General features: G+C 50.8%; 22 protein-coding genes. 16 read left to right on the top strand and 6 right to left on the bottom strand.

Going from position 1 to position 20,500, the window contains the following annotated elements; all coding sequences use genetic code 11:
- The first annotated feature begins 39 nt into the window (after window positions 1–39).
- Entirely contained in the window at window positions 40–1,011 is a 972-nt protein-coding gene (locus GY634_RS06555) for a threonine/serine dehydratase (protein ID WP_166407739.1), read from the top strand.
- Window positions 1,012–1,056: 45 nt separating this feature from the next.
- Here the strand turns inward: GY634_RS06555 and GY634_RS06560 are convergent, their stop codons facing one another.
- Window positions 1,057–2,310: an SAM-dependent methyltransferase gene (locus GY634_RS06560; protein ID WP_207625523.1), complete on the bottom strand. Its 1,254-nt coding sequence runs from the start codon at window positions 2,308–2,310 to the stop codon at window positions 1,057–1,059.
- A gap of 191 nt (window positions 2,311–2,501) precedes the next feature.
- Between GY634_RS06560 and GY634_RS06565 the strand changes: the two genes are divergently transcribed.
- From GY634_RS06565 to rpmG, 3 genes are all read left to right on the top strand, one after another.
- Window positions 2,502–3,716: a multidrug effflux MFS transporter gene (locus tag GY634_RS06565; RefSeq protein ID WP_166407740.1), complete on the top strand. Its 1,215-nt coding sequence runs from the start codon at window positions 2,502–2,504 to the stop codon at window positions 3,714–3,716.
- Window positions 3,717–3,887: 171 nt separating this feature from the next.
- On the top strand, window positions 3,888–4,124 hold the full coding sequence (rpmB, locus tag GY634_RS06570; protein WP_135865095.1) for a 50S ribosomal protein L28: 237 nt from the start codon (window positions 3,888–3,890) through the stop codon (window positions 4,122–4,124).
- 33 nt (window positions 4,125–4,157) lie between these two features.
- Window positions 4,158–4,325 (top strand): 50S ribosomal protein L33, encoded by a 168-nt coding sequence (rpmG, locus tag GY634_RS06575; protein ID WP_166407741.1) that lies wholly within the window; start codon window positions 4,158–4,160, stop codon window positions 4,323–4,325.
- Between the two features lie 80 nt (window positions 4,326–4,405).
- Here rpmG and GY634_RS06580 read toward each other — a convergent pair whose 3' ends face one another.
- On the bottom strand, window positions 4,406–5,188 hold the full coding sequence (locus GY634_RS06580; RefSeq protein WP_166407742.1) for an AraC family transcriptional regulator: 783 nt from the start codon (window positions 5,186–5,188) through the stop codon (window positions 4,406–4,408).
- Window positions 5,189–5,286: 98 nt separating this feature from the next.
- Between GY634_RS06580 and GY634_RS06585 the strand changes: the two genes are divergently transcribed.
- From GY634_RS06585 to GY634_RS06635, 12 genes are all read left to right on the top strand, one after another.
- Window positions 5,287–6,426: an MFS transporter gene (locus GY634_RS06585; protein ID WP_166407743.1), complete on the top strand. Its 1,140-nt coding sequence runs from the start codon at window positions 5,287–5,289 to the stop codon at window positions 6,424–6,426.
- A gap of 115 nt (window positions 6,427–6,541) precedes the next feature.
- Window positions 6,542–9,199: a leucine--tRNA ligase gene (gene leuS / locus GY634_RS06590; RefSeq protein ID WP_166407744.1), complete on the top strand. Its 2,658-nt coding sequence runs from the start codon at window positions 6,542–6,544 to the stop codon at window positions 9,197–9,199.
- A gap of 5 nt (window positions 9,200–9,204) precedes the next feature.
- Entirely contained in the window at window positions 9,205–9,858 is a 654-nt protein-coding gene (locus tag GY634_RS06595; protein WP_166407745.1) for an LPS-assembly lipoprotein LptE, read from the top strand.
- Window position 9,859: 1 nt separating this feature from the next.
- A complete protein-coding gene (gene holA, locus GY634_RS06600; protein ID WP_166407746.1) occupies window positions 9,860–10,924 on the top strand; it encodes a DNA polymerase III subunit delta in 1,065 nt (354 codons plus the stop codon).
- 66 nt (window positions 10,925–10,990) lie between these two features.
- Window positions 10,991–12,271, top strand: coding sequence for a glutamate-5-semialdehyde dehydrogenase (locus GY634_RS06605; protein ID WP_166407747.1), 1,281 nt, complete (start codon window positions 10,991–10,993; stop codon window positions 12,269–12,271).
- 13 nt (window positions 12,272–12,284) lie between these two features.
- A complete protein-coding gene (locus tag GY634_RS06610; protein ID WP_166407748.1) occupies window positions 12,285–12,701 on the top strand; it encodes a CopD family protein in 417 nt (138 codons plus the stop codon).
- Window positions 12,702–12,710: 9 nt separating this feature from the next.
- Window positions 12,711–14,249, top strand: coding sequence for a THUMP domain-containing class I SAM-dependent RNA methyltransferase (locus GY634_RS06615; RefSeq protein WP_166407749.1), 1,539 nt, complete (start codon window positions 12,711–12,713; stop codon window positions 14,247–14,249).
- A gap of 102 nt (window positions 14,250–14,351) precedes the next feature.
- Window positions 14,352–14,486, top strand: a complete 135-nt coding sequence (locus GY634_RS17325; RefSeq protein ID WP_278249020.1) for a hypothetical protein — start codon at window positions 14,352–14,354, stop codon at window positions 14,484–14,486.
- Window positions 14,487–14,596: 110 nt separating this feature from the next.
- Window positions 14,597–15,133, top strand: a complete 537-nt coding sequence (locus GY634_RS06620; RefSeq protein WP_166407750.1) for an RDD family protein — start codon at window positions 14,597–14,599, stop codon at window positions 15,131–15,133.
- A 43-nt stretch (window positions 15,134–15,176) separates the two neighbouring features.
- Window positions 15,177–16,094: an Hsp33 family molecular chaperone HslO gene (gene hslO / locus GY634_RS06625; RefSeq protein WP_166407751.1), complete on the top strand. Its 918-nt coding sequence runs from the start codon at window positions 15,177–15,179 to the stop codon at window positions 16,092–16,094.
- Window positions 16,095–16,102: 8 nt separating this feature from the next.
- Window positions 16,103–16,483: a diacylglycerol kinase gene (locus tag GY634_RS06630; RefSeq protein WP_166407752.1), complete on the top strand. Its 381-nt coding sequence runs from the start codon at window positions 16,103–16,105 to the stop codon at window positions 16,481–16,483.
- A gap of 102 nt (window positions 16,484–16,585) precedes the next feature.
- A complete protein-coding gene (locus GY634_RS06635; protein WP_166407753.1) occupies window positions 16,586–17,488 on the top strand; it encodes a TadE family protein in 903 nt (300 codons plus the stop codon).
- Here GY634_RS06635 and ftsB read toward each other — a convergent pair.
- From ftsB to kdsA, 4 genes are all read right to left on the bottom strand, one after another.
- Window positions 17,485–17,769, bottom strand: a complete 285-nt coding sequence (gene ftsB, locus GY634_RS06640; protein WP_166407754.1) for a cell division protein FtsB — start codon at window positions 17,767–17,769, stop codon at window positions 17,485–17,487. The two genes, GY634_RS06635 and ftsB, sit on opposite strands and share 4 nt — an antisense overlap.
- A gap of 47 nt (window positions 17,770–17,816) precedes the next feature.
- Window positions 17,817–19,103: a phosphopyruvate hydratase gene (gene eno / locus GY634_RS06645; protein ID WP_166407755.1), complete on the bottom strand. Its 1,287-nt coding sequence runs from the start codon at window positions 19,101–19,103 to the stop codon at window positions 17,817–17,819.
- Between the two features lie 197 nt (window positions 19,104–19,300).
- The gene (locus GY634_RS06650; RefSeq protein WP_166407756.1) at window positions 19,301–19,585 is read right to left on the bottom strand and encodes a DUF1330 domain-containing protein; all 285 of its coding nucleotides are present in this window, start codon (window positions 19,583–19,585) and stop codon (window positions 19,301–19,303) included.
- Window positions 19,586–19,598: 13 nt separating this feature from the next.
- Entirely contained in the window at window positions 19,599–20,456 is an 858-nt protein-coding gene (gene kdsA, locus GY634_RS06655) for a 3-deoxy-8-phosphooctulonate synthase (RefSeq protein WP_166407757.1), read from the bottom strand.
- Window positions 20,457–20,500 lie beyond the last annotated feature (44 nt).

The raw sequence follows: 20,500 nt of genomic DNA on the forward strand, positions 1-20,500 counted from the left end.
GCTGTGCCAGAAACAGATTTTGTCCTAAAGGAACACGTAGTGAACCACGATCTTTATGAACGCATCACCGATGCCCATCTACTGACTCGACCTCAAGTACTCGTCACGCCCCTCTCTCATAGCCCGCTACTTTCTACCATGACGGGGTGTCAGGTTTATTTAAAATGCGAGCACTTGCAACACACTGGTTCATTCAAGTTTCGAGGCGCTACCAACAAAATTCGACTACTTAGTGCCGAGGAACAAACCAAGGGCGTCATTACTGCTTCTAGCGGCAATCACGGTCAAGGTATTGCGTTAGCAGGACGCCTCAAAAATATTCCCGTCACTGTTTACGTCGCCAGCAACGCTTCTGAGCTCAAACATGATGCCATACGCGCTCTGGGAGCGCAGGTCGTGGTTGTGGATGGCACACCACTAGAGGCAGAACTAGAGGCCAGCCGCCAAGCCAAACTGCAAGGCAAAACCTTTGTATCCCCCTACAACGATGTGGAGGTGATTGCAGGCCAAGGTACGGCTGGTATGGAAATAGCAGAGCAAGCTGCTGAAGCGGAGGTAGAACTGGCTGCTACATTTATAGCCGTAGGCGGTGGAGGCCTTATTTCAGGCATAGGCACAGCATTGCACTACCACAGCCCTCACACAAAGATAGTAGGTTGCTGGCCCAGTAATGCCACATCGTTATACAGCTCATTAGCCGCTGGGAAGATTATTGATGTGGAAGAGTTTGACACCATCTCGGATGGCACAGCCGGTGGTATAGAACCCGACTCCATCACTTTCGAGCTCTGCCAACACATACTTTCTGATACCTGTCTTGTCACCGAGGCAGAGATCAAAGCTGCCATGCGTCTATTAGCACAAACAGATAGATGGATGGTAGAAGGTGCGGCCGGTGTAGCCGTTGCATCCTTATTAAAGCAAGCACCGCTCTATCAAGGCCAAGCGGTGGCCGTAGTAATCTGTGGCAAGAACATTTTGCTTGATAAGTTTATTGATGCCGTGAAGTAGCAGATGCCCTCCCTTTGGCGGTCAACCTAAGGGAGGGTTGTTACCTCATTTATAGATGTAGTCTCTTCGCCATGGGTAGGCTAAGTCACGTGGATTATCTAGCTCGTCTGAACGCCCTGTAGGTGCGTGTTGTGCTAGCACTTGGTGCAACGCAATCCAACCATGCTCAAAGCCCATGGCGCACCCAGCCAAATAGACTCGGTACGCACGCAACGACCTCAAGCCCTGCTCCCCAGCTAGAATGGTGCTCGCCTCCTGCAAGCGTTCTTCTAGTGCATCACTCCATGCCCACAAGGTTCTGGCATAATGCGGACGCAGATTCTCTACGTCTAGGTCTTCTAATCCACCCTCGGCCAAATGACGCAATACATAGCTAATATGGGTAAGCTCACCGCCCGGGAAAATGTACTTTTCAATAAAGTCCCCCATCCCAGCACCTAACTGGTCGTGCTCTACCCCACCCGACGTAATGCCATGGTTCAATATCAAACCACCCGGGTTTAGCAAACTACGCAACGTAGAAAAATACCCGCCCAATTGGGCTCGGCCCACGTGTTCAAACATCCCCACAGAGGCTATCTTGTCGAATTGTTTGGTGCCCACCAATTTACGGTAGTCCAACAATTCCATACGTACACGCCCACTTAGACCTTTTTGTTCTATAAGATTGCTGACATAAGCATGTTGGTTTTTAGAGAGCGTGATCCCCGTTGCTTCCACACCATAATTCTCGGCCGCCCACAACAACAACCCGCCCCACCCTGCACCCACATCCAAAAACTGCTCGCCAGCTTGCAACCGTAACTTACGACAAATGTGATCCAGTTTGGCTTCCTGTGCTTGCGCCAAAGAAAAGTGTGGTTCTTTATAGTAAGCGCACGAATACACACGCCGTGGGTCTAGCCACAAACCATAAAAATCATCGGATAAGTCGTAGTGAAACTGAATCTGCTTGGCATCGCGCTCAAGCGTATGTCGCCAAATGGAACGTAGGCGACTGATCAGTCCTGTAAATGCACCAGCTTTGGCTTGATTAATGGGGGTGTCCGGCAAAATAGCCGCTGCAGCTATCATTAGGTCGCGTATGGAGCCTTTAAAATCAAAGGTTCCTGCCACATATGCCTCACCCAGACTGCCTACCTGCCCCGTTGATAACAACGCTAAAGTGGCCGTATCTTTAACTTCTAGGGCCAACTGCGCGTCTTCTGGCCCCACTCTGCTGCCGTCTGGCAACGTTAGACTAACCACGACTGGCAATGCTGCCAATTTTGATTCAACCATCGCTGAAATAGAGCTCAAACCCGCCTCCTAAGTTTTGTTTTTAACTAAAGAATGCGTTACGCCTGCTACCTCTATGGCGCCTCGAACACCACGGCCTCATGCTACACTTGGCCGCAGCATCTATGCAGAAATACTGTAGCACCTAACTCTGCTTTTGTGATGCCCCTCCTTGGTATGCCCTCTCTTTCACCCTCCTCTAGCCTACCTACATGTCTGCCGCACCATCTCGTTCAAACCTCAATAAAAAAATACCTAAATGGTTGATACTACTAGGATTACTGACGGCATTAGGCCCACTAGCCATCGACATGTATTTGCCAGCATTTCCTACTATTGCTCGTGACTTGAACACCACGCAAGGCAATGTAGAACGCACATTGGCAAGCTATCTTATTGGTATTGCCTGTGCACAATTGATCTATGGGCCTGTTGCCGATAGGTTCGGCAGAAAAATCCCCTTAGTGTTTGGGGTGGCATTATTTTCACTGGCCTCGTTTGGCTGTGCCCTTAGCAGTTCTATTGAAGAACTCAGCATGTGGCGCATCATTCAAGCCTTTGGTGGAGCCGCTGGCATGGCTATTCCTAGAGCCGTCATCCGCGACAAATTCGAAACCCGAGATGCCGCCAAAGCACTGTCCATGATTATGTTAGTCATGGGTGCTATGCCTATATTGGCACCTATTATTGGGGGCCAACTACTACGTTTAGGCAGTTGGTCTCTCATCTTCGTGCTGATGGGCGTCGCTAGCTTGGGACTCTGCATTGCCACCATCGTAAGCCTGAAAGAAAGCCTCACCCCCGATCGTGTTAACCCGTTACGCCCTGGCTTTATTGCACGCACCTATGTAGACCTTGTTCGCGATCGCAGCTTTATCTTCTACACCCTCGCCGCCGCGTTGGGCTCAGCCAGCATGTTTGCGTACATTAGTGGCTCGGCTCGTGTGTTTATTAGCCAGATGAACATTGACCCCGCCTATTTTGGCCTACTGTTCGGGCTCAATGCGCTGTCCTTTATTATTGCGTCGCAATTTAGCGCCAAGCTGCTTAACCGCTACACGCCGTCGCAACTGTTGCTCACAGCGGAAAATACACTGGTAGGTTTTATTTTTGTTTCGCTCTTGCTTACCCTTTTTGGGTGGATCAATCTTTACAGCCTCATGTTCTGCCTCATGGGCTTTATGGCGAGCCTAGGCTTCATTTACCCTAACTCCTCAGCCTTAGCCCTTAATAAACAAGGGCATCGCTTAGGCATTGCATCGGCCTGCATGGGGACGTTGCAAATGTTAGGCGGTGCATTAGCCGGTTTAGCCATGAGCGTGTGGCACAGCGAAAGCGTGCTCCCAATGGTGAGCGTACTCGCTGCCTGCGCCTCTTTGTCGTGGCTTTCAAGCCGCATCGCTCACAGACTCAATCCGGAAACTTGATTTAGCAGCTTTATTCATATTAGAATGTTCTGCTTTAGAACGATTTTATTAGTCCTGCAGTTTTTGCTTGGGCTTTGAAGTGCTTAAACCGCGTTACTAACAGTTCAGCATCACTTATTTTTGACTGGCTTATGGTGCGGTAGCCGAATTAGACTCTTAAGGGGTATTACCATGGCACGCGTATGCCGAGTTACCGGAAAAGGCCCAATGTCGGGCAACAATGTTTCACACGCTAACAACAAAACTAGACGTCGTTTTCTTCCAAACCTACAATCCCGTCGTTTCTGGGTTGAAAGTGAAAACCGTTGGGTTCGTCTGCGTCTATCCACTCAAGCTGTTCGTCTGATCGACAAAAACGGCATTGATGCTGTATTGGCAGATTTGCGCGCTCGTGGCGAACGCGTTTAAGCGTTAGCCTGCACTATATAAAAGGAGCACATCATGGCCAAAGGCATTCGTGAGAAAATCAAACTGGAATCCTCCGCAGGTACCGGTCACTTCTACACAACAACTAAAAACAAACGTAATACACCAGAAAAAATGGTGATCAAAAAGTTTGACCCAGTTGTTCGCAAGCACGTAGAGTACAAAGAAACACGACTGAAATAAGTCGAATTCTGGTGCGGTTCACCCCGTATCCAAAAGTTTCTACGGCACAAAAAGCCCTGTTTTACAGGGCTTTTTTGCGTCTATACCGTACCCACTCCCACCTTTAAAAACTCTCTAGGGGTACGCCCCACCATCCCCTTAAAGAAAGCCACAAAAGCACTTTCGCTTTGAAAGCCCAACATGGTCGCGGTATAGCTGTAATTTTTCCCTATCGCTAACAACTCAATCGCACGCATCAACCGCCATTGCTGTCGCCACTGCTGATAGCTCATTCCCGTTTCTAGCCTAAAAATTCGGCCAATAGTTCTGGCACTCGCCCCCACCTCCTGTTCCAGCTCTCGCAACTCTGGCGGCAATCGTTCAGGCTGCGCAATCAAACTATGCAAACGTCTATCTTGCGGCAGCGGCAGTAACGTAGGCTGGCGCGATGCGTTCTGCATTTCGTCTAGACACAAACCTAACAAATACCTATAACGCCCCTGCGACCAATCCACATCAAAATCCGCTTGCGCCATAGGCTCCAGCACGGCCTCCAGTAACGGACTAACCTCCACCACACAGACCGCCGCATCAACTTGCAAACTTAATTCGGCCGAAAAATACAGCGACCTATAGTCCACCACCTCCTTCATTACCGCCCTATGCGCGATAGCCGGGGGAATCCATGCCGCACGCGAAGGCGGTAACAAACACACTTGATTGGCCAATGTAATGCGTATGCACCCCTTACGAGCATAGAGCAACTGCCCCCTGCCATGCTGATGCAAGCCCGAATCATGCTGCCCCAAACTCGCCGCAATACCCACCACCGGCGCATCATGTGCGTCAGCATCAAAGAGGTCATCCGCTTGCAACCAGGCCATTTGTCGTATTTCATTGATAAATTGTCATTTCAACGATAATAAGACAAAATAAAACCCCTCACAATGACCGTCATCACTCTTTAGCTATATATAAAACGATGACTACTCACAAAGCACCTCTTGCACTGTTGATTGTGCTGTTGATGTTTCCACAACTCGCACAAACGCTATACAGCCCCGCCCTCACCGACTTCAGTCAAGCCTTTAACGTTCCTCCAGAAGCAGCCTCACAGGCCATGACGGTGTACTTCCTCGCATTTGCTGTTGGGGTAATGCTATGGGGATATTGCTGCGACAGATTCGGGCGTCGCCCTGCCATGCTGGCCGCCCTGTTATTCTACGCAGCCGCCACTGCCGCCGCGCTGCTAGTGGGGTCGTTTACACAACTACTTATCACTCAAGCCATTGCCGCCATAGGCGCAGCAGCCGGTTCAGTGGTGACCCAAACTGTATTACGCGATCACTATCAAGGCCCTGAACTGGCCAAGGTATTTTCGTTAGTGGGGATGGCATTAGCCCTGAGCCCCGCCATCGGCTTGTTTACAGGCGCAGGCTTAACACGCTGGTTCGGTTACAGCGGCGTCATGCTTAGCCTATTGATCCTAGCTGTGGTGCTATTTGGCTGGAGCGGCCTATCGCTTACCGAAAGCCGCCCAGCCCAACAAGCTAAAACCTCGTTCTACAGCACGTTAAAAACCATGCTGGTAGACCGAGGAATCTGGCGCTCAGCCGTACTGGTTGCTGCATTTAATATTGCCTTACTGAGCTACTACGCCATCGGCCCATTTCTCTTTCAACGCGCCGGCTTAGATGCCGCGCTGTATGGCTATAGTGGTGCCGCGTTAGCGGCTGGCTCTGCACTAGGCGCTTGGCTAAACCGCCGTCTACTACAGCGTCATTACACCAGCAATCAACTACAAAGCTTGGCCGCCATCTTAGTGACTGCTGGCGGAGCTGGTGTTCTGGTGCTGGAGCATTCTTTGTGGTTACTAGCGCCCATGACCGTGGTTGTCATTGCCTTTGGCATGGCCATCCCTAACGTATTAGGCCAAGCCCTTACCGCTTACACGGGTCAACTAGGAAGCGCAGGCGCCGTATTTGGGCTGATGTATTACCTGCTCATTGGTGGCGGCCTGTTACTAACCGGCTGGTATCAGGCGCTGGGCTACACCATCGTTATGTGCGGTGCGTTATGCTGCCTGTTGTGCGGATTCCCTCGTCGCCAACCAGCCCACTAAGCCCTAGTTTCGGGTGTTAGCACAACAAAAGCACACATATCTACCCACACCCTCTGTCCACCTTGACAATGCAGCATATAATGGAGGTTTGCCCACCATTTTTTTGGTCATATACATGCAGGAACGTTATAGTCACACCGAAGTCGAGCATCGCGCCCAGGAGAACTGGCAAGCACGCGATGCATACCGTGTCAGTGAACATGCCACGAATGCTGATGGATCGCTAAAACCCAAGTTTTACGCTTGCTCCATGCTACCTTACCCTAGCGGTAAGCTACACATGGGTCACGTGCGTAATTACACCATCAACGACGTAATGGCTCGCCAGCTACGTATGCGTGGCTATAACGTGCTAATGCCCATGGGTTGGGATGCTTTTGGTATGCCTGCGGAAAACGCAGCCATTAAATCCAAAGTCCCACCCGCAAAATGGACATACGACAACATCGCTTACATGAAGAAGCAGATGCAGTCCATGGGGTTGGCCATAGACTGGTCGCGCGAAATGTGCGCTTGCGACCCTGACTACTACAAATGGAACCAATGGCTGTTCCTGAAAATGCTGGACAAAGGCATTGCCTACCGTAAAACTCAAGTCGTTAACTGGGACCCAGTCGACCAGACTGTATTGGCTAACGAGCAAGTGATTGACGGTCGCGGCTGGCGCTCAGGCGCCCCCGTTGAAAAACGTGAGATCCCCGGCTACTACTTGCGCATCACCGATTACGCTGAAGAGTTGCTGGATCACGTACAGCACAAACTGCCCGGCTGGCCCGAGCGTGTACGTCTGATGCAAGAAAACTGGATTGGTAAAAGTGAAGGTGTACGTTTTGCCTTTACCCACGACATCCAAGGCGAAGACGGCAAACTCATTCAAGATGGTCGCATGTACGTCTTTACGACGCGTGCCGACACCATCATGGGCGTTACCTTCTGCGCCGTTGCGGCAGAACACCCCTTAGCCACACACGCCGCACGCAACAACCCAAAATTAGCTGCATTCATTGAGCAATGCAAACTGGGCGGCACATCCGAAGTGGATATTGCCAACCGTGAAAAAGAAGGTATGCCTACCGGCTTGTTCGTGACTCACCCTCTGACCGGCGAACAAGTTGCCGTCTGGGTAGGTAACTATGTGCTGATGAGCTACGGCGACGGCGCTGTGATGGGTGTACCCGCACACGACGAACGCGACTTTGCTTTCGCGCTGAAATACGATCTGCCTATCAAGCAAGTGATTGGTGTTGAAGGTAAAACCTACAGCACCACACAATGGGATGACTGGTATGGCGACAAGCAACAAGGCCAAACCATTGATTCCGGCAAATACGATGGCCTTGCACACAAAGCCGCTGTAGACGCTATTGCTGCCGACCTGAGCGCCAAAGGCTTGGGCGAGAAGCAAACCACCTACCGCTTGCGTGACTGGGGTATTTCTCGTCAGCGTTACTGGGGCACCCCCATCCCTATCATCCACTGCGAATCCTGCGGCCCTGTACCGGTTCCAGAAAAAGATCTGCCAGTCATTCTGCCTGAGCACCTGATCCCAGATGGTAGTGGTAACCCACTGAATAAAGACGAAGCCTTCCTGAAATGCGCTTGCCCATCATGTGGCAAACCAGCACGTCGTGAAACCGACACCATGGATACCTTCGTGGATTCCTCGTGGTACTTCATGCGCTATGCATCGGCCAAAAACCCCGATGCAATGGTAGATACTCGCAACGATTACTGGATGCCAATGGACCAGTACATCGGTGGTATTGAGCACGCTGTATTGCACTTGCTGTACGCACGCTTCTGGACCAAAGTCATGCGCGATCTGGGCATGATCAACTTCGATGAGCCCTTCACCAAACTACTATGCCAAGGCATGGTGTTGAACCACATTTACTCACGCCGCACCGAAAAAGGCGGTATTGAGTACTTCTGGCCTGAAGATGTAGAAGACGTTCATGATGCCAAAGGCGCAGTAATTGGCGCCAAACTGAAGTCCGACGGCTCGGCTGTGGACTACGGTGGCATTGGCACCATGTCCAAATCCAAAAACAACGGTGTAGACCCTCAGTCCCTGATTGACACCATGGGTGCAGACACCGCACGTTTGTTCGTGATGTTTGCAAGCCCCCCAGAGCAAACGCTGGAATGGGCGGATTCTGGCGTGGACGGTGCAAACCGCTTCTTACGCCGTTTATGGTCATTTGTGCACAAGCACAACGCTAATTTGCGTACTGGCCTGCAACAACCTGTAGACACTGCTAACTTAAGCTCTGCAGCCAAAAAACTGCGCTTAGAAGTGCATGGTTTACTGAAGCAAATCGAATACGATTACCAGCGCATTCAGTACAACACCGTTGTGTCTGGCTGCATGAAAATGCTGAACACACTGGAAGATGCTACGCTAGAAAACACAGCGGCTGACCACAGTGCCTTGGCCGAAACCACCTCTATCTTGCTGCGCGTGCTGTACCCCGTAGTGCCTCACATTTGCTGGCTACTGTGGAACGAGCTGGGCTACGCCGCCAAACACGGCGACTTGCTCGACACTGCATGGCCTGAAGTCGACGAAAAAGCACTCATCGCAGACGAAGTTGAACTACCGCTGCAGGTTAATGGCAAACTACGTGGCAGCATCACCGTCGCAAATGGTGCTAGCAAAACAGATATTGAGCAGCTTGCAGCTGCCCACCCTGCTGTTGCTAAGTTCCTAGAGGGCCGTGAAGCCAAGCGTATCATTGTGGTACCTGGCCGTATGGTCAACGTTGTAGGATAACCCTCATGGCAAACCTTCACTCCATGTCGTTCTTTTCTGCCAGACAACGCGTCCTCTGGGTGGGGGTTTGCTTAATGGCGGTCATGCTACTTAGCGCCTGCGGCTTTAAGCTAAAAGGCGCTACACCACTGCCTTTTCAAGTGATGTACACCAACATCCCTGAAAACTCGGCTTTTGGTTCGCAACTTAGACGCGTACTACAAGCCAACACGCCCGGCCTGCAATTTGTGTCCGATCCAGCCCAAGCGCAAGCGCAGTTAATTCAATTAAGTAATCAACGCTTAACGCGCGAACTGGCTCTAGACCCTAAAGGTCAGGTTGAAGAATACGAGCTTACCGTTAGACTGCAGTATCAGTTAAGCGATGCCAGCGGGCACTTAATTATCCCGCCTACCATCCTGCAAACGGTACGCGACATGCCGTACAACCCCGATGCTGTGCAAGCTAAACAAGGTGAAATTGCCACCCTGTTTGCCAGCATGGAACAATCTCTCATTGATAGATTGGTGCGCCGACTGACCGCACCTGATGTGGCAGAACGTTTCCGCAATCCTGATGAGCTACCTTTGGCGCCAGAGTTACTGCTAGACAGTAATCAGCCACAGTTACCTCCTGAAGAGCTGCTGCTAAACAATATCCCAACCACAGAGGTGTTCTAGTATGGGGCAGACGCTAGATGCTGATGGCCTGCAGCGACTGCTGCAGGCTCCAGCAACATCCTTAGCGCAATGTTTTGTACTCTGCGGCGACGAAATACTGCTTCAGGTAGAAAGCGCTGACACCATTAGGGCCCGCGCCCGTGAGCAAGGCCACCTAGAACGCCATCGTTTTGACATGGATGGCCGCAGCGATTGGGCTCCCGTATTTGCCACCACACAAACCGTTTCTCTGTTTGGTGATAAACAGCTCATCGAAGTGAGCATCCCTACCGGCAAGCCCGGCAAAGCAGGCGGTGAGGCTATACAAGAACTCTGTGCTCAACTGGCGAACCAGCAACTACCCGACTCTTTGTTGGTATTTCAACTTCCCCGTTTAGATAAAGCCACCCGCAGCAGCAAATGGGCACAAGCACTGGCCACTCAAGCTGTGTGGGTGGATGTACCACTCATCGAACGTCGCGCCCTACCCAACTGGATACAACAGCGCCTCAAACGCCAGCAACAACACGCTGAACCCGAGGCCTTAGAGTGGCTAGCTGAAAAAGTGGAAGGCAACTTATTGGCCGCCTTCCAAGAAATTGCCAAATTGGGGCTACTCTACCCCGAAGGTGCCCTTAGCATTGAAAATGTACAAACTGCTGTGCTTAACGTCGCACGCTACAACATTTTTGATTTACGTGATGCCATGCTGGCAGGCCAAGCACAACGCGCTCTGACCATTTTGCGTGGCCTACAAGGCGAGGGAGAGGCACTACCTTTGGTGCTGTGGGCAGTAGGCGATGAAATACGCTTATTGGCACGCCTGGCCCTACTGCAATCCAACGGCGGCGATCTCTCGGCAGCATTACGCCAAAACCGTGTATTTGGCCCTCGTGAACAACTGCTGCGCCAAACCTTACAACGCACGCCTGCGCGCGCGTGGCCGCAGGCACTCAAGCACGCGCACGAAATAGACAGGCTAATTAAAGGGCTTGCACCCGCCGATTTATTGGACGATGCATGGGAAGAAATGGCTAGGCTCACACTGCGCATTGCCCTTGCGGGACAGCGCGCCACACGCCCCTAACACACCCTGCCATACTACGATATAGTAACGAGTAGGCACCCGCCTAATCTTTAGCGATACACACTTATGTCTACCCAAACTTCTACCTCTTCTGCTCTGCAAGAGCACATGAACTTATTGGGACAAAAAGCCCGCCTTGCCGCTCGCATTATGCGCAGCGCCTCCGGTAATGCCAAAAGCCTTGCTTTACGCAGCATGGCCGATGCCATCCAAGCACAAAAAGCAGCACTACAAGCTGCTAATGCCTTGGACATCAAAGCGGCCGCAGAGCGTGGTTTAGAGCCGGCGATGTTAGAACGCTTAAAGCTTTCTGATCGTGCCCTAGAAATTATGGCGACAGGCCTGCGTCAAATTGCAGACATGCCAGACCCCGTTGGCACAGTGGGCCCAAGCTCCACGCGCCCCAATGGTATGCAGGTAGCACAAATGCGTGTACCACTAGGTGTGATTGGTATCATTTACGAGTCGCGCCCTAACGTCACTATTGACGCCGCCGCACTATGCTTAAAGTCTGGTAACGCCACCATTTTGCGCGGCGGCAGCGAAGCTTTTCACTCCAACCAAGCCCTAGGTCAGATCATTCGCCAAGGTTTGGATGCCGCAGGTTTGCCCGCTAACGCCGTACAAGTGGTAGACACCACTGACCGTGCCGCAGTGGGCATCATGGTACGCCTCACTGACTACATTGATGTCATCGTACCTCGTGGTGGTAAAGGCCTCATTCAACGCTTAAACGAAGAAGCCAAAGTACCGCTCATCAAGCACTTGGATGGCAACTGCCACCTGTACTTAGACAAAGCCGCTGATCCCGCTAAAGCCTTGCCTATAGTGATCAATGCCAAAACATACCGTTACGGCATCTGTGGCACTACAGAAACCTTGCTGGTGCACAGCGATGTAGCCCCTGCTTTACTGCCCAACATAGCCAAAGCCCTAATTGAAAAAGGCGTAGAACTACGCGGCTGTGAGCGCACTCAGGCCTTAGTTAGCCAAGCTATTCCCGCCACCGAGTCTGACTGGGAAACCGAGTTCTTAGCGCCTATTTTGGCGGTGCGTATTGTGGACTCGCTAGACGAAGCCATGGAACACATTAACCGTTACAGCTCCGAACATACTGAGTCCATCGTGACGGAAGACCTGCACGCTGCCCGTCGCTTCCAACGCGAAGTAGACTCCAGCTCCGTATACATCAACCTACCCACCTGTTTTGCTGATGGCTTTGAATACGGCTTAGGTGCAGAGATTGGTATCTCCACCAACCGATTGCATGCTCGTGGCCCGGTAGGTCTGGAAGGTCTCACTACGCAAAAATGGGTACTCATCGGAGATGGCCAGCTTCGCGGCTAATACACTCATGCTCATGCTCTGGACCAAAATTTTTCATATCCTTTTTGTGATGTCCTGGTTTGCGGGGCTGTTTTATCTGCCTCGTATTTACGTGAATCTGGCACAATCACAAGAACCGGCGGCAACGGCAGTTTTGCTGGGTATGGCAAAACGCCTTTACCGCTTTATGTTTCCGTTGGCTGTACTCACCATCGCCACAGGCCTAGTGCTCTTTCTGTATTACGGTATAGGCACTGGCCGTGGCTGGATACATGCCAAGATTTTATTAGTTGCCTTACTTGTGCTCTACCATCTTTGGTGTGGGCGGCTGTTGCAACATTTTCTAGCGGGTACCAACCGTCATTCGCACGTGTACTACCGCTGGTTCAACGAAATTCCTGTGCTACTGCTCTTGCTGGTGCTGATACTCGTTGTGCTAAAACCTTTTTGATCTCCCTACATGTCAGACCAAGACAAACCTAAAAAAACGCTGTCACTGAAGAAAACTGTTGTCAGCGACGCAGACCCAGCGGCAGCGCCCCGCCTACGTAGTGGTGCCCGCGCCAAAGTAGCGCTGAACCGACAACGTCAACAAGCAGCCGACGCTACGGCACAAGAAGAACCAGCACGCCAAGCCCCTCGTTCTGGCGCAGCCAAACGCCCAGCAAATCGTGCAAGTGCTAGCCCACAAGGCGATAAAGGCCGTGGCGATTACGCTAATCGTCGCCCTTCTGCCGCACCACAACGGGAACGCACGGAGCGCACGGATCGCCCTGCCTCGCGCTTCACCCCCAGAGACAGCGCTCCAACTCGCGCAAATAATGGCCCTAAACGTCGCACCGAAACCTACTTTTCTACTACGCAGCCCTTTTCAGTGTTTGCCCCCTGCCCACAAGGCTTGGAAGAGGTGCTAGAGGCTGAGTTACAGGCACTGGGATATAGCGATGCAAAACTAGGTAAAGGCGGTTGCCACTTCAAAACAGACTGGCAAGGGATATTAAAAGCTAATCTGTACTCGCGCATTGCCACACGCATTTTGCTGCAAGTCGCTAAAGCTCCTGTACAAACAGAAGATGACATCTACGAACTTGCACATTCGGTAGCGTGGGAACAATGGTTTGGCCCTGACGACACCCTGCGCGTAGACACATCAGCCATCCGCAGCCCAGTGCAAAGCTTGCAGTTCTGCAACCTACGCACCAAAGATGCCATCTGCGATCGCTTACGCGAACGTGAAGGCGCGCGCCCTAGTATTGATACTGTGCGCCCAGATGCCAAAGTACATTTGTTCTTAGACGCGACCAGCGCCACCTTGTACTTAGACACCAGCGGTGAATCGCTATTTAAACGCGGCTGGCGTCACAACAAAGGTGAAGCACCTTTGCGTGAAAACTTAGCCGCAGGTCTACTAGCCCTATCTGATTGGGACCCATCTGCCCCATTGATGGACCCTTTCTGCGGTAGCGGTACCATTTTGATTGAAGCCGCATGGATTGCACTGGGTGCGCCTCCCGGAATCTGGCGTCCTTTCCACTTTGAACGCTTACGTGTGCACGATAGCCGTATGTGGCGCGACCTCAAAGAAGACGCTAGATCACGTATTGCTCCCAAGCTGGAAGCTCCTCTAGTGGGTTACGATCTAGACCCAACGGTTATTGATGCGGCTAAACGCAACTTGGAGCGTGCACACCTTACCCCCGACACCATCCGGTTCGAGGTAGGTAATGCACTGGAAGCTATGCCTATCGCCGAAGAAGGTTGGTTAATCAGCAACCCACCTTACGGTGAGCGATTAGAGGGCAACCAAGAAGCATTTTGGCGTGATTGGTCAGCATGGTTGAAACAACACTATGCGGGCTGGAACATCAACCTGATCACCAGCGACCTGACACTACCCAACCAAATGCGCCTAAAACCTAAACGTCGCACTCCGCTGTTTAACGGCTCACTAGAGTGCAGGCTGTTCTCGTTTGAGATGGTAGCTGCCGGTTATCGGTAACAAAGCATAGCGCTTGCACAACAACCCAGCGCATAAGCCTTGAGCATTTTTAAGGGTTAACCCTATAATAGGGTTAACCCTTAACCAACTGTGAGTATCATCATGACTCATTACAACGCTCAAGCCGCTATGTCCGATGAACTGGAACGCCAACTGCTAAACGAAGCAATGGCAGAGCAAATGCGTTTTCGTCCATTGTTGGCACTGAAAAACCTGTTCCGTTTCTTCTTCAAGTAATAGAACGTGGATGTTAGGGTGACAGTAAATTTGCTATTGTCACCACACTCCCTTTAGTGCCATATTTGCGGGATAATAGTGTTTTTACGCTTATTAGGTTACACCGTGTAATGGCCTCCACAGCAGTACCCGTTTCGCTTCCTGTTCCTAGCCGTCGCCGCCTATTTGCCTCCATGATGTACGAAAGCATTTTGCTTTTCGGTATCATCTTTCTGGTTGGCTTAATTTTTGACTATGCAACCAAGAGCTATCACGCTCTGTATCTGCGACACAGTCGACAATTCATCCTCTTTCTTGCCATTGGCCTGTATTTTATGATGGCATGGCGTCGTGCTGGCCAGACCTTGCCAATGAAAACATGGTATATCCGGCTAGAAACCACACACGGAACCAAACCCGGTTATATGCAGTTGCTACTGCGTTACCTACTGATGTGGCCCATTCCACTTGCCTGCGCATTATTTATTGAGTATTTATCCAGCTTAACTGGCTATGCCTCCACAGACCTGCTTATTGTTGCCGCCCCCTTTAGTATTTTTGTGTGGAGCTGGTTCGACAAAGATGGTTTGTTTATGCACGACCGCTTAGCAGGCACCCGTTTGGTAGACTTGCAAGCCCGAATCACCAAACAGCCAGCCAAAGCCTAGCCGTTACTCAATTCGCCCGCATTATCCCATTCTGAGCACTTTCATGAACGACGAGTTAAAAAAACACCTATTTGCCGACCGTAGCACCAGAGTACAAACTGTCTATGTAGAAGATGCCTGGCAAACAGGTTTGCAACACCAAACACTCCCCCTATGCGTGCGCACATTATTGGGTGAGCTAACCGCAGCCGCTATTTTGTTAGCCAGCAACCTGAAATTTGATGGTTCACTGGTATTGCAAGTACAAGGCGACGGCCCTGTTGCCTTGTTAGTAGTTGAGTGCACGGCTGATCTGAAAATTCGCGCTACTGCTTCGTTGCGTGAAGGTGCCGAGATTTCAGAAGAAGCCTCCATGCAAGAACTGATCAATCAGAATGGTCAGGGACGTTTTATCGTGGTGCTGGACCCTTCCACACACAATCCCCATATGCAACCTTACCAAGGCATTGTGCCTCTGACTGGTGAAAGCATTGCTCAAGCGCTGGAAGATTACATGCTGCACTCCGAGCAATTGGATACACGCATCTGGCTACATGCCAACGATCACCGTTTGGTAGGCTTGTTACTACAGAAGCTCCCCGGACAAGGTGGCACCCCTGCCGAGGCTAACGTAGAACAAAGCTGGGAACGAGCCCTACATTTAGCGGCTACCATACAGCCAGAAGAGCTACGCGATTTACACCCACAAACGCTGATACACCGCCTCTTCTGGGAAGAAGAACTGCTAGAGCTAGAAGGCAACCCTATTCAATGGCACTGCCCTTGCTCTAGAGAAAAAGTGGCCAGCATGCTGCATATGCTGGGCAAAGCCGAAGTAGAAGATATTCTGCGTGAAAGCGCCGTAGTTGAAGTTGCCTGCAATTTCTGTGGCAAACCTTATCAGTTTGACCCCGTTGATTGCGCTAGCCTTTTCATTGATAATCCAGACAACCTACAGACAGGCGATAAAACCCTGCACTAACCACAAACATGAACTCACCTTATAAAAGCAGCGGCGGCTTACAGCGCGTTTTTAAAGCCTTTATGTACTCCATACAAGGCTTGCGTGCTGCAGTTCAATATGAGGCCGCTTTTAGGCAAGAACTGTTTTTAGCCATTATTTTGTTGCCTACCGCCTTTTTTCTGGGCCGCAACTCAACAGAAATATTTCTGCTTTGCACCTGCATCATTATTGTGCTGGTTGTTGAGCTCATCAACAGCGCCATCGAAGCGCTTGCCGATAGTATTAGCTTAGAGCACCACCCCTTACTGGGGCGTGCCAAAGATTTAGGCAGCGCAGCCGTATTGCTAAGCCTTTTTTTGGCTGGCGCATGGTGGCTATACGTTGTGTGTGATCGCTTCTTTCTCTAAGCACTATTCACCACGGCCACTAGCAGCCACTTAAGCACCATCTAATCAGGCCAGCAGGAATACTACATAGACCACCAGCGTCTATTGTTCAGTATTCCTGCTATGCCTTTCCATTCTTCCCCACCACACGCAAAACAAGCAGGCTCAAGCAGTATTGAGTTTCTACTTATCGCTTCTGTATTTTGTGCGCTATTAGTTCTGTGCTACGACGCCACCCGTGCGTGGATGCTGCGCCAAGTGCTGCTATTAGCCCTGCAAGAAAGTGGCCGTAACGGTGTTACCCAACACCTTGAACCCACAACCATGCAACAGCACTTTGATCGCGCGGCCGCCGCTTGGTGGCCTTCCGCTGCACATCAACAACGCTACTACCAACGTTTCGCCTCGCGCTATGGTTTTGATCCGTGGCGTATCTGGCAGTTATCACCCAGCGATCAAGACTTCACACAACATGAAGATAAAATGCTTAGCCAACGTAGTTCACAGGGCTATAAGCAGATCAACGTGCACCATCAGTTAGCACAACACCTACACCACAGCAGTTCCTCGCCACAGCAGAGCATCTTTACCGCCAACACCTTACACACCCAGCTGATCTACTGGTACGAGCCTTCCTTAGCGCTTAGCCGAGCAGTATTGCGTCTGTTATGGCCTTCTGACATCGACCCTTATCTGCAGCAGGGCAAATCACAGGGGTTACTGCCTATACGCCTGCACTTCAGCCTACCTATGCAAAGCCATCCCATACAGTGGCCTCTTAGCCCACACAGCGCCATACAGCGCGTAGCAGGCTCGAACAGCACCGCATTGGCGTGGCAATCAGCAGCATCTAGAAGTTTTATGGCTGCAAGCAACACGCCTTCCGATGGAAATAATGCGATAACACCACTTCCCCCTACACCACCGCCCACAGACGAGCACACGCCCACCGCTCCAGATAACGAGGGAACTAATGATTTTTTGTCTGAGGAAACAGCGTGTGAGGGAGCTACCTGCTGCTATTAAGGCGTATTTTCAGGTGGCAAAATTTGCACATACACTTCATTGTTGTGCAACAGGCCCAGCTCGGACCTAGCCCGCTCTTCAATAGCTTGAGTACCGCTTTTAAGGTCTTGTACCTCTGCCAACAGCGCATTATTACGCGCTTGCAATGCCGCATTGATTTCTTGTTGTTCTTCTAATCGGGCTTGCATGTCATGCACCCGCTCCCAACCACTCTTGCCAAACCACAACGCATATTGCGTCACCAGATTTAGCACAATCAGAATAAGCAGAAGCAGGCGCATGGGTAATTCCTATAAGGGGGATGTAAGTGTACATCCCCCTGTAGCACTTAACGCAAGTTATAGAATGCGCTACGGCCTGGATAAGACGCTACATCTGCCAGTTCTTCTTCGATACGCAGCAACTGGTTGTACTTAGCCATACGATCAGAACGGGACAAAGAGCCTGTTTTGATTTGCATAGCGTTAGTTGCCACAGCAATATCAGCAATGGTGGAGTCTTCGGTTTCACCAGAACGGTGGGAAATTACCGCTGTGTACCCGTGACGTTTAGCCATTTCAATTGCGGCGAAAGTTTCTGTCAGTGTACCGATTTGGTTGATTTTGATCAGGATGGAGTTCGCTACACCCAGCTCAATACCTTCTTTCAGAATCTTGGTGTTCGTTACGAACAAGTCGTCGCCTACCAACTGAACTTTTTTACCCAATTGGTTAGTCAGGATTTTCCAGCCTTCCCAATCGTCTTCAGCCATACCATCTTCAATAGAGATGATGGGGTATTTATCGCACCAGCTTTCCAGCAAGTTAACGAATTCCTGCGCTGTCAACGACACACCACCTTCACCTTCCAAGTGGTATTTACCATCGCGGAAGAACTCGGAGCTTGCGCAGTCCAGACCCAAAGCAATTTGCGAACCAGCTTCGTAGCCAGCTTCGTTGATTGCTTGCAGAATCATTTGGATAGCGGCTTCGTGGTTAGCCACGTTAGGCGCGAAACCACCTTCATCACCCACTGCAGTGGACATGCCTTGTTTGTCGATGATTTTTTTCAACGCGTGGAATACTTCTGCACCCATGCGCAATGCTTCACGGAAACTACGAGCACCTATAGGCAGAATCATGAATTCTTGCATATCCAAGGTGTTGTTAGCGTGTGCACCGCCGTTGATCACGTTCATCATTGGCACAGGCATTTGCATTGGGCCGCTACCACCGAAGTAACGGTACAAAGACAAACCTGAATCATCCGCTGCGGCACGCGCAACAGCCATACTGGCTGCCAACATCGCGTTAGCACCCAAACGGCTTTTATCTTCAGTGCCATCCAAGTCGATCAAGGTACGATCAATAAACGTTTGTTCTTGTGCATCCAAACCAATTAGGGCTTCAGAGATCTCTGTGTTCAGGTTCTCTACAGCGCGCAATACGCCTTTGCCCAAGTAACGGCTGGCATCGCCATCACGCAACTCCAGAGCTTCACGCGCACCAGTAGAGGCGCCTGAAGGTACGGAGGCACGCCCCATAGCACCAGATTCCAGTAATACGTCACATTCAACGGTTGGGTTGCCACGTGAATCCAGAATTTCACGGCCGATAATATCTACGATAGCACTCATGTTTTGACAGTCCTGCTTGCTGTTAGCGATAACGCTGATAAAAACGAACCGGATCTGTTGCTGTTGCCACAAATCCGGCAAGAATGTTCATGCTCAGTAATAAGAATTATAAAGTACCTGACTCACCAATCTCTTTATGGTGTGTATGTATTAAAAGTACCTACCCTGCCAGATTCTTTCATCTTATAGTGGGATGGTTATACCCCTTGCACCACATACATAGTCATGTGTGCAGCACCTTCCCTAGCTTGGCGAGCAGCCAAATACTCGGGCGAATTGTAGAAAGCTTCTGCAGCTTCCATCGTTTCGAACTTAAGAATGACTGTACGCTTGGGGGCATTGCCTTCCAAGGCCAAAGTTTCCCCACCTCGTGCCAACACCGTTACGTTATGCGTTTTCATCGCATGCGTAGACAGTTGTTGATAGGCTTTGTACTGCTCCGGATCAGTTACATCCACATTGGCAATAATATAAGCTGCCATGTTGTCTCCTTAGTTACTTCCAGTGGGCCTCTAGTAAGCCACCTTCTTGCTTCACGATTTGGTCTATATCTTTAAGACTACGTAGCAACGCCGGCATCAAATGCAAGGGCACCGCGTTAGGGCCATCAGACAGCGCTTTGCTTGGGTCTGGATGTGTTTCCATAAACAAACCCGCCACACCCACCGCTACTGCTGCGCGAGCCAGCACAGGCACAAATTCGCTTTGTCCACCCGACTTACTACCCTGACCACCAGGTAACTGCACTGAGTGCGTCGCGTCAAACACGACTGGGCACTGCGTTTCACGCATTATTGCCAGTGAACGCATATCAGACACTAGGTTGTTGTAGCCAAATGAAGCACCGCGCTCACACACCATAATGGTGTCGCCATCACCGCCCACTTCACGTGCCGCAGCACGTGCTTTCTCTACCACATGCACCATGTCATGCGGCGCAAGAAACTGGCCTTTCTTGATATTGACGGGTTTGAGTGTGGCAGCACAGGCTTGAATAAAGTCTGTTTGACGACACAAGAATGCGGGCGTTTGCAACACATCCACAATGGCGGCTACGTCATCCACTTGATCTTTGTCGTGCACATCAGTCAGCACAGGCATACCGTAGTGCGCACGCACATCTGCCAAAATTTGCAGACCTTCTTGCATGCCAGGACCACGATACGAACTGCCGGAGCTGCGATTGGCTTTATCGAACGAACTTTTATAAATGAATGGAATACCCAATTCGTCCGTGATTTCTTTCAGCACACCTGCTGTATCAAACGCCATTTGGCGCGACTCGATCACACATGGACCAGCAATCAGGAAAAAAGGCCTATCTAGACCAACCTGAAAACCACATAATTCCATAGCAGCTCCCGGTAAACAAAAATTCAATACATCAGACCTAAGCC

It is taken from the genome of Paenalcaligenes suwonensis (assembly GCF_011290505.1).
Classification (GTDB): Bacteria; Pseudomonadota; Gammaproteobacteria; order Burkholderiales; family Burkholderiaceae_B; genus Paenalcaligenes; species Paenalcaligenes suwonensis.

Bases quoted from the DNA above. Each gene is read 5' to 3' on its own strand.
- GY634_RS06565 (WP_166407740.1), top strand. From the start codon at position 2,502: ATGTCTGCCGCACCATCTCGTTCAAACCTCAATAAAAAAATACCTAAA.
- rpmB (WP_135865095.1), top strand. From the start codon at position 3,888: ATGGCACGCGTATGCCGAGTTACCGGAAAAGGCCCAATGTCGGGCAAC.
- rpmG (WP_166407741.1), top strand. From the start codon at position 4,158: ATGGCCAAAGGCATTCGTGAGAAAATCAAACTGGAATCCTCCGCAGGT.
- GY634_RS06580 (WP_166407742.1), bottom strand. From the start codon at position 5,188: ATGGCCTGGTTGCAAGCGGATGACCTCTTTGATGCTGACGCACATGAT.
- GY634_RS06585 (WP_166407743.1), top strand. From the start codon at position 5,287: ATGACTACTCACAAAGCACCTCTTGCACTGTTGATTGTGCTGTTGATG.
- leuS (WP_166407744.1), top strand. From the start codon at position 6,542: ATGCAGGAACGTTATAGTCACACCGAAGTCGAGCATCGCGCCCAGGAG.
- GY634_RS06595 (WP_166407745.1), top strand. From the start codon at position 9,205: ATGGCAAACCTTCACTCCATGTCGTTCTTTTCTGCCAGACAACGCGTC.
- holA (WP_166407746.1), top strand. From the start codon at position 9,860: ATGGGGCAGACGCTAGATGCTGATGGCCTGCAGCGACTGCTGCAGGCT.
- GY634_RS06605 (WP_166407747.1), top strand. From the start codon at position 10,991: ATGTCTACCCAAACTTCTACCTCTTCTGCTCTGCAAGAGCACATGAAC.
- GY634_RS06610 (WP_166407748.1), top strand. From the start codon at position 12,285: ATGCTCTGGACCAAAATTTTTCATATCCTTTTTGTGATGTCCTGGTTT.
- GY634_RS06615 (WP_166407749.1), top strand. From the start codon at position 12,711: ATGTCAGACCAAGACAAACCTAAAAAAACGCTGTCACTGAAGAAAACT.
- GY634_RS17325 (WP_278249020.1), top strand. From the start codon at position 14,352: ATGACTCATTACAACGCTCAAGCCGCTATGTCCGATGAACTGGAACGC.
- GY634_RS06620 (WP_166407750.1), top strand. From the start codon at position 14,597: ATGGCCTCCACAGCAGTACCCGTTTCGCTTCCTGTTCCTAGCCGTCGC.
- hslO (WP_166407751.1), top strand. From the start codon at position 15,177: ATGAACGACGAGTTAAAAAAACACCTATTTGCCGACCGTAGCACCAGA.
- GY634_RS06630 (WP_166407752.1), top strand. From the start codon at position 16,103: ATGAACTCACCTTATAAAAGCAGCGGCGGCTTACAGCGCGTTTTTAAA.
- GY634_RS06635 (WP_166407753.1), top strand. From the start codon at position 16,586: ATGCCTTTCCATTCTTCCCCACCACACGCAAAACAAGCAGGCTCAAGC.
- ftsB (WP_166407754.1), bottom strand. From the start codon at position 17,769: ATGCGCCTGCTTCTGCTTATTCTGATTGTGCTAAATCTGGTGACGCAA.
- eno (WP_166407755.1), bottom strand. From the start codon at position 19,103: ATGAGTGCTATCGTAGATATTATCGGCCGTGAAATTCTGGATTCACGT.
- GY634_RS06650 (WP_166407756.1), bottom strand. From the start codon at position 19,585: ATGGCAGCTTATATTATTGCCAATGTGGATGTAACTGATCCGGAGCAG.
- kdsA (WP_166407757.1), bottom strand. From the start codon at position 20,456: ATGGAATTATGTGGTTTTCAGGTTGGTCTAGATAGGCCTTTTTTCCTG.